This window comes from Pelotomaculum sp. PtaB.Bin117, from assembly GCF_002067195.1.
In the GTDB taxonomy this organism is placed as follows: Bacteria; Bacillota; Desulfotomaculia; order Desulfotomaculales; family Pelotomaculaceae; genus Pelotomaculum_D; species Pelotomaculum_D terephthalicicum.
In genome coordinates this window covers 1-7,936 of sequence record NZ_MVQM01000069.1, presented here as the reverse complement: position 1 = coordinate 7,936, position 7,936 = coordinate 1, and the positions used below count along the sequence as shown (strand labels likewise).

Below are 7,936 nucleotides of genomic sequence, written 5' to 3'. Positions count from 1 at the left end.
TTTTCCACCGTATTGCGGGCTGATGGAACCCCGGCTCGCTCCTCCTGCCACCGCTTCCCCCGTCGAAACCTTTACGCCCCCGTAAAATAATATCTGGTGAATAGTGACAGTAATATTATTCTAATACATCTTTGACCTTTCCTTCACAGCCCGGTCGATTTCCCGCCGAGCGTCACGCGCGGCTATGTCATCTCTCCGGTCATATATCTTCTTGCCCTTGGCCAGCGCCAGTTCCACCTTGGCAATGCCATCCTTAAAATATACTTTTAGCGGGATTAAGGCCAAACCTTTTTCCCTGGCTTTACCCAACAAGCGCAAAATCTCCACTTTGTGCATCAAAAGCTTACGGGTGCGCTTGGGTTCATGGTTAAACTGGTTTCCTTGATCATAAGGGCTTATATGCATATTATACAATAAAAGTTCGGCGTTTTCAACGCGGGCGTAGCTATCCTGCAGGTTGGCTCGCCCGGCACGCAGGGATTTTACTTCGGTTCCGGTCAAAGCCAGGCCTGCTTCAAAGGTCTCTATAACATGATATTCATGCCGGGCTTTTCTGTTTTCAGTTACGGTTTTATATCCCATGCTTAATCACCAGAACTTTAACGGGTACCATTTTATTTTAATGGTGCCGGGAAATGCTTTCATTATAGCAGGCGGGCATGGTTTGTCAAGTAAAAAAGCTATAATCAGATTTATAGTTTTAGTTCTGCGGCAATGCCCTGCATCGCTTCAAGGCTTAGCCCAAGAAATTCTTCCAGGGAAAGCGATAATTCAGAACAAGCTTTGATCGTTTCCCGGTTCGCCCCGCGGGCAAATGATTTCTCATTAAAACGTTTCATTAGAAAAGGAACATCAACTACCGCCAACTTCTTTTCCGGCCTGATCAACGCGCCGGCTACTATCAATCCGGTAACCGGATCGCTGGCAAAAAGAGCTTTATCCATAAGTGATTCACGAGGTAGCCCATGCCGTTCGTTATGCACTTTTACCGCATAAACTATATCTTCCGGCAAACCGGATTCCTCCAGCAAGGCGGCGCCTTCTATGCTATGACGTTCCGGGTCGTCCTTAGTACGGTCGTAGTCGATATCGTGCAGCAGTCCGGCCAGCCCCCATTTCTCTTCGTCCTGGCCGAAATGCCGCGCCAGACGGCGCATTACGGCTTCAACCGCAAGAGAATGGTTAAACAAGTTTTTATTTGTCAGGTTTTTCTTCAGCAGCGCCACGGCCTCTGTTCTGTTCAAGTTTCAGTTCCCCCTTCGACATCTTTTCCGGGTCCATCTTCAAAAATTTGGCCTTTGCCCGCGCCGCCACAGTACCATCCGGCAGGATCAACCTGCCCGTCATCTCAACCAACCTTCTACGGTCGGACAACAGGTTTGCTTCCAGGGTAAGCCGCTCTCCTACCGGAACTGCTTTACTGTAACGGGTGGTAATTTCAGCAGTCATTGTTGCGATATCACGCACCCATAACCACTGGGCCATCACTTCATCTAGCAAAGTGGCAACCAGCCCGCCGTGCAGCACCCCATTCCAGCCTTGATGCTCTGTCCTGGCGATAAAATATGTCCGGCAGATGTCGCCATCCTGCTCAAATTTTAATTTTAGCCCGATAGGATTGCGTGCGCTGCAGGCGAAGCACATATTGTCTTCACGCAGGAATTTAGCCATCGTTTCACCTTCTCTTCGGTTCGGCAAATCTTCTATCCTACTAGTATAAACCATTTTTATCAATTTTCAACGGGTAAAAAAAATGCCGGGGAAACCCGGCATTTTTTTTGTTTTTAGTGGAAAAGTACAGAACCGATAATCAGGGAGACAGTACCGGCAACCTTGATTAGCGGATTCATAGCTGGGCCGGAGGTGTCCTTGCAGGGGTCACCGACGGTGTCGCCGATAACAGCAGCCTGGTGAATCGGGTTGGGTTCGCCGTCAATTTTCTTACCACCCAGGTTGCCCTCTTCAATCCACTTCTTGGCGTTATCCCAGGCACCGCCTGCGTTAGCCAGGAACAGAGCCATCAGAACACCAGTTGCGGTTAAACCAGTCAGATAACCAGCCAGCGACAAAGCTCCCAGACCAAAGCCTACGAGAATGGGCATACCAACCGCAACCAGGCCGGGGAAGAGCATCTTACTGATAGCAGCGCCGGTGGCGATACTCACGCAACGGGCGTAGTCCGGCTTGCCCTCACCTTCCATGATGCCGGGGATCTCGCGGAACTGGCGTCGTACTTCGTTAATCATACTGAAAGCAGCCTCACCAACAGCACGCATAGTGGAAGCGCCAACCAGGAAAGGAACCGCGGCGCCGATTAAAAGCCCGATTAAAACTTTTGGGTTATTCAAGTTCATTACCAGTTGACCGTCAACCAGCAGATGTTGCAGTTTCGGGTTGCGCACCACTTCGTCGGCAAAGGCCTGGAAGAGGGCCAGTGCGGTCAGGGCAGCGGAACCAATGGCAAACCCTTTAGCGATCGCAGCAGTAGTGTTGCCAACAGCATCCAGCTTGTCGGTTTTTTTACGGACTTCAGGCGGCAGCTCGGCCATTTCGGCAATACCGCCGGCGTTGTCGGCAACAGGACCGAAGGAGTCCATGGCCACCACAATGCCTGCGGTGGAAAGCATGCCCATCGTGGCCATAGCGATACCATAAATAGCGTGTTCGGGATTAACAAAACTGGCTGCCCAGAAAGCAAACCAAATGGCAGCGGCAAAGAAAAGCATGGGTAAAAATACTGATTCCATACCTACCGCCAAGCCTTGGATCACGTTAGTGGCCGGGCCGGTTTTAGAGGCTTCAGCGATGCGCCGGCAGGGAGTCTTGGTGTTGGCAGTATAGTACTCGGTAAGGGCGCCGATGGCGACGTTAACGATAAGACCGGCAGCAACAGCAAGAAAGATGCCAAAACCTTCTTTAGAGCCAAAGGTACTGACAGAAAGGAAGTAGACACCGATAGCAGTCATAATGTTGGTGGCCCACAGTCCCACATTAAGGGCTGCCTGCGGGTTGCCGCCTTCACTGGTGCGGACGAAGAAGGTACCGATGATAGAAGCAATGATACCGATCGCGCCAACCACCAGTGGGAAAAGCGCGCCTTCCATTCCAAAAATACTGTTGCCGATAATCATAGCGGCAATGGTAGTAGCGGCGTAAGACTCGAACAAGTCGGCGCCCATACCGGCTGTGTCACCGACGTTGTCACCAACGTTATCGGCGATGGTAGCCGGGTTGCGCGGGTCGTCTTCCGGAATACCGGCTTCTACCTTACCAACCAGGTCGGCGCCGACGTCAGCAGCCTTAGTGTAGATCCCGCCGCCGACACGGGCGAAGAACGCGATAGCGGACGCTCCGAAAGCAAAGCTGTTGATCACCACAGCGTCTCCATAAATAATAAATAAAGCAGAAACGCCCAACAGGCCCAGACCGGCAACGGACAAGCCCATGACAGCGCCGGCGCGGAATGAAACGTTTAGCGCCTTGCCCAGTCCATGGCTGCGTGCGGCTTCAGCGGTACGAGCGTTGGACTTAGTAGTGCTGTTCATACCGATATAACCGGCTATGGCTGAGCAAATAGCACCAACCAGGAAGGATACACACAGGGGAACGCCTTCAACCCGCGGATCAAGCATTGGTAATACTACAACAAGAAGAATGGCAATAACAATAGTAAAAGGAATCAGGGTCTTATACTGACGGTTCAGGTAAGCCATGGCGCCTTCCTGAACAGCTTCAGAGATCTCCTTCATTCTGGGGGTGCCCATGGACTCTTTCAAAATGCTAGCCAGAGTGGCAAGCGCAAAGAGTAGGGCAATCGACCCTGCGGCCGCGCCATAATAGGCCAGAGTAATGTCCTGCACTTTATTAACCCTCCACTTCTCCCAAAGTTTCTTTTTTCTTCCGCTTCTCCCAAAAATTCTTTTTTTCTACTTTTCCCAAAATTCTTTTTTCTTCTCAAACTATTTCCAGGCAACCAAACCTAGTGCGGTAGCCGCGAATAATACCGCCACCACGATAGTGACTTTCCCCAGCAACTCGTCCAGCCCCTTCTTTTTACCGAATAGTGTTTCCGCACCACCGGCGATTGATCCAGACAGACCGGCGCTCCTGCCGGATTGCAGAATTACGACAGCGATCAGTGCAACAGAAAAAATGACATGCAGGGCAGTCACTGCGATCTTCACTACACAGTTCACCTCCTTATTAGGTCTTGTATCCCGGAAATTGCCCAACCTTAGACGTTTTTGATATATCGGTTTAAGTAACCTAATCCAATTGTAATATCCAATATTTTAAAATATCTTTAAAAATATAAGAAATTTATTAAAATAAGGTAAATACATGGCAATACCGGGATCAACGGTAAATAAACCAAATTCATTTTACCACAGCGCGTTATAACTGACAATCGTCATAGAACAAATATTTAGACAAATATGTTACTAACGCAACACCATCAGAAGGATGAAAATAGCATCACATAGAATCTCTTACTTTTACGGCTGGCGAAGGGAGGTCGAACTAGCTTGGTGCCACGAGCCCGATATTTAGACAGACCCCAACGACCAGGTGCACCACAGATAGTTGCTCCCATTCGGGAAGCACGCAGGACGGAATAATCATTCTCTTGGATGCAAGGTCACCATTGAATCAGTAGCTTAAATTCTTGTGTTGTTACTGTCATTTTGCTGCCAGGTTCATGCTTAGCTGGCTTTGTTAATTATTGTCTTCAAGGATTAAGAGTCTTTTAATTTTCAGAGTAGAGTAGTCTATAGCAAGTTTTCAGATTTCAGAGACATGAGAAAAAAAACTGCCGGGGACCTAACCATCAGCCCCCGGACAAATGCATTATTATTCATTAGTATTCGCAATACGGCGATTCTATTTTATGTTATAAAAAACACCCTTTCCTTTATAAAGGGCCAGGAGGCCCAATTCCTCTTCAATTCTCAGCAACTGGTTGTACTTGGCTACCCGGTCCGTGCGGCATGGCGCGCCGCTCTTGATCTGTCCGGCATTAGTCGCCACCACCAGATCGGCAATGGTTACGTCCTCCGTCTCACCGGAACGGTGCGAAACAACCGCCGTGAACCCGGCTTGCTTAGCCATTTCAATAGCGTCCAGAGTCTCAGTTATGGTGCCGATCTGATTCAGCTTAATTAAAATTGAATTGGCGACACCTAACTGGATGCCCCGGGCCAAGCGTTCGGTGTTTGTGACAAATAGGTCGTCACCAACAATTTGAATCCGCTTGCCCAGACGCTCGTTCAGCATTTTCCAGCCGTCCCAGTCATCTTCAGCCAGACCGTCTTCGATGGATATAATCGGATACTTATCCACCAGCATGGTGTAATAGTCCACCATCTCAGCCGCGGTAAGGCTTTTGTTTTCGGCCGCCAAAACATATTTGCCTTCTTTGAAAAATTCCGACGCGGCGGCATCGATAGCCAGGGCAATCTCCTCGCCGGGCTGATAGCCTGTGGCTTGAATCGCTTCAATGATCACCGCCAGCGCCTCTTCATTTGACCCGAGCATCGGCGCCACACCGCCCTCGTCACCGACCGCGGTGTTTAGCCCTTTCTTTTTCAGCACACTCTTCAACGTATGATATATTTCTGTATTCATCCGCAGCGCTTCGGCGAAATTCGCGGCGCCGACCGGCATAACCATGAATTCCTGAATATCGACGTTGTTATCCGCGTGCTTGCCGCCATTCAAGATATTCATCATCGGCACCGGCAGCACTTTGGCGTTTGTGCCCCCCAGGTACTGGTAGAGAGGCAGGCCCACCGCTTCCGCGGCGGCCTTAGCTGCGGCTATGGACACGCCTAAAATGGCGTTGGCGCCGAACTTGCCCTTGTTCGGTGTCCCGTCCAACTGCAGCATGGCCCGGTCGATACCGGCCTGATCCGTCGCATCGTATCCGGCTATTTCAGGAGCAAGGATGGAGTTGACATTCTCAACCGCCTTCAGCACCCCTTTGCCGTTGTATCGCTTGCTGTCGCCGTCCCTTAATTCGACTGCTTCATAGGCGCCTGTGGACGCCCCGGATGGAATGGCCGCTCTGCCCATGATCCCGTTTTCCAGGACCACTTCCACCTCAATGGTTGGGTTGCCGCGGGAATCAAGAATTTCCCGGGCATAAATGTCTTCTATTAATGTTGACACAGGTATTCCCCCTTATTTAATTGTACTGGCATTTTGCATTAACGATTTACCGGTCATTTCCCGCGGCTTGGGAATATTCAGCAGTTCAAGCATGGTTGGGGCAATGTCCTCCAGGCTTCCGTCACGCAGGAAAACACCTGTTGCATCGCGGCGGATCATCAAAAATGGCACCGGATTAGTGGTGTGGGCGGTAAAGACCTCGCCGTTTTCATCGATCATTTCATCAGCGTTGCCGTGGTCCGCGGTGATCAGAACAGTGCCGTTCTTTTCCAGCACGGCCGGGATCACTCTGCCCAGGCAACGGTCCACAGTCTCCACCGCGCTGACAGCCGCGTCCATAACACCGGTATGCCCGACCATGTCGGCGTTCGCATAGTTCATGATGATTACATCGAACTTGCCCGTGTTCAGTTGTTCTAAAAATGTATCGGTAACTTCAACCGCGCTCATTTCCGGCTTCAGGTCGTAAGTCGCCACTTTGGGAGAGGGAATCAGAATTCTTTCTTCACCCGGGTTGGGCGCTTCAACACCACCGTTAAAGAAAAACGTCACATGCGCGTATTTTTCCGTCTCGGCAAGCCTTAACTGAACGATTCCATTGTCGCTGAACACCTGGCCTAAGGTGTTACCCAACCGCTGCGGCTCAAAAGCCACAGGCGCTTTAATGGTCTTGTCATACAGCGTCATGCAGGTGAAATGCACCTTCGGATACCCGTCACGACGGGCAAACCCGTCAAAATCCTCATCTATAAAAGCACGGGTCAACTCGCGCGCCCGGTCCGGGCGAAAGTTGTAAAATATGATGGCGTCACCGTCAGATACTCCAGCCACCAGTTTGCCACCCTCCCGCGCGATTACCGTCGGCCGGATGAATTCATCTGTTTCTCCCCTGCCGTACCCGAGGTCTACCGCGTCGAACGGACTATTCGCCTGAATTCCGTCCCCGCAAACCATGGCGTTATAGGCCTGCTCCACACGCTCCCAGCGGCGGTCCCTGTCCATGGCGTAATAACGGCCCATTACCGTCGCCACCGCTCCGAAGCCCAATTCAACAAACTTGGCTTCGAGAAGGGTAAAGTATTCTTTGGCGTTGGCGGGCGGCACATCCCGCCCGTCAAGGAAAGCGTGAACAAACACCTGGTTAAGATTTTCCCGCGCCGCCAGCTCCAACAAGGCAAACAAATGATTAATGTGACTGTGCACACCGCCATCAGACAGCAACCCCATCAGGTGGAGTGCGGAACCATTCTTTTTGACATGTTTGACGGATTCCAGCAATATCTTGTTCTCAAAAAAACTTTTGTCCCTGACAGCCCGGTTTATCCGGGTAAATTCCTGGTAGACCACCCGGCCGGCGCCGATGTTCAAGTGACCCACTTCCGAGTTGCCCATTTGACCTTCGGGGAGGCCTACTTCCTCACCGGAGCAAACGAGGGCGCAGTGAGGGTAGTTGGCCAGGCAGCTATCCACATTTGGCGTGTTTGCGCGGGCGATAGCGTTGCCTTCAACCCTGGAACTAAGACCCCAGCCGTCCATTATTACCAGGACCAGGGGTTTTTTATTTGTCTTCAAATCAGGAACCTCCGGTTTCGGTCGTCAGTCGTCGGAAGTCGGATGTCAGAATAGAATCTAAACTCCGGCGGCTGCTTTTACTATACCTGAAAAACTGTCCACATCCAGGCTGGCGCCGCCCACCAGGGCGCCGTCGATATCCGGCTGCGCCATCAGGCCCGCGGCGTTTTGCGGTTTTACGCTGCCGCCGTACTGG

General features: G+C 51.2%; 8 protein-coding genes. All 8 read right to left on the bottom strand.

The genetic code is table 11. The annotated features are described in order from the left end of the window. Positions 1-120: 120 nt before the first annotated feature. Complete coding sequence (gene smpB / locus A4E54_RS04510) at positions 121-582, bottom strand: SsrA-binding protein SmpB (protein ID WP_240082795.1); 462 nt, start codon at positions 580-582, stop codon at positions 121-123. Positions 583-692: 110 nt separating this feature from the next. Beyond that, entirely contained in the window at positions 693-1,244 is a 552-nt protein-coding gene (locus A4E54_RS04505) for an HD domain-containing protein (RefSeq protein WP_240082796.1), read from the bottom strand. Continuing rightward, positions 1,195-1,671, bottom strand: coding sequence for a PaaI family thioesterase (locus A4E54_RS04500; protein ID WP_286724658.1), 477 nt, complete (start codon positions 1,669-1,671; stop codon positions 1,195-1,197). Before A4E54_RS04500 ends, A4E54_RS04505 begins: the two co-directional genes overlap by 50 nt. A 113-nt stretch (positions 1,672-1,784) precedes the next feature. Then, entirely contained in the window at positions 1,785-3,860 is a 2,076-nt protein-coding gene (locus A4E54_RS04495; protein WP_286724656.1) for a sodium-translocating pyrophosphatase, read from the bottom strand. A 99-nt stretch (positions 3,861-3,959) separates the two neighbouring features. Next, entirely contained in the window at positions 3,960-4,184 is a 225-nt protein-coding gene (gene secG, locus A4E54_RS04490; protein ID WP_240082798.1) for a preprotein translocase subunit SecG, read from the bottom strand. A 697-nt stretch (positions 4,185-4,881) separates the two neighbouring features. Continuing rightward, the gene (gene eno, locus A4E54_RS04485) at positions 4,882-6,168 is read right to left on the bottom strand and encodes a phosphopyruvate hydratase (RefSeq protein WP_240082799.1); all 1,287 of its coding nucleotides are present in this window, start codon (positions 6,166-6,168) and stop codon (positions 4,882-4,884) included. Between the two features lie 12 nt (positions 6,169-6,180). After that, on the bottom strand, positions 6,181-7,740 hold the full coding sequence (gene gpmI, locus A4E54_RS04480; protein ID WP_286724653.1) for a 2,3-bisphosphoglycerate-independent phosphoglycerate mutase: 1,560 nt from the start codon (positions 7,738-7,740) through the stop codon (positions 6,181-6,183). A 57-nt stretch (positions 7,741-7,797) separates the two neighbouring features. Continuing rightward, positions 7,798-7,936 (bottom strand): triose-phosphate isomerase (locus A4E54_RS04475; protein ID WP_286724661.1); only part of this gene is annotated, 139 nt, incomplete at its 5' end.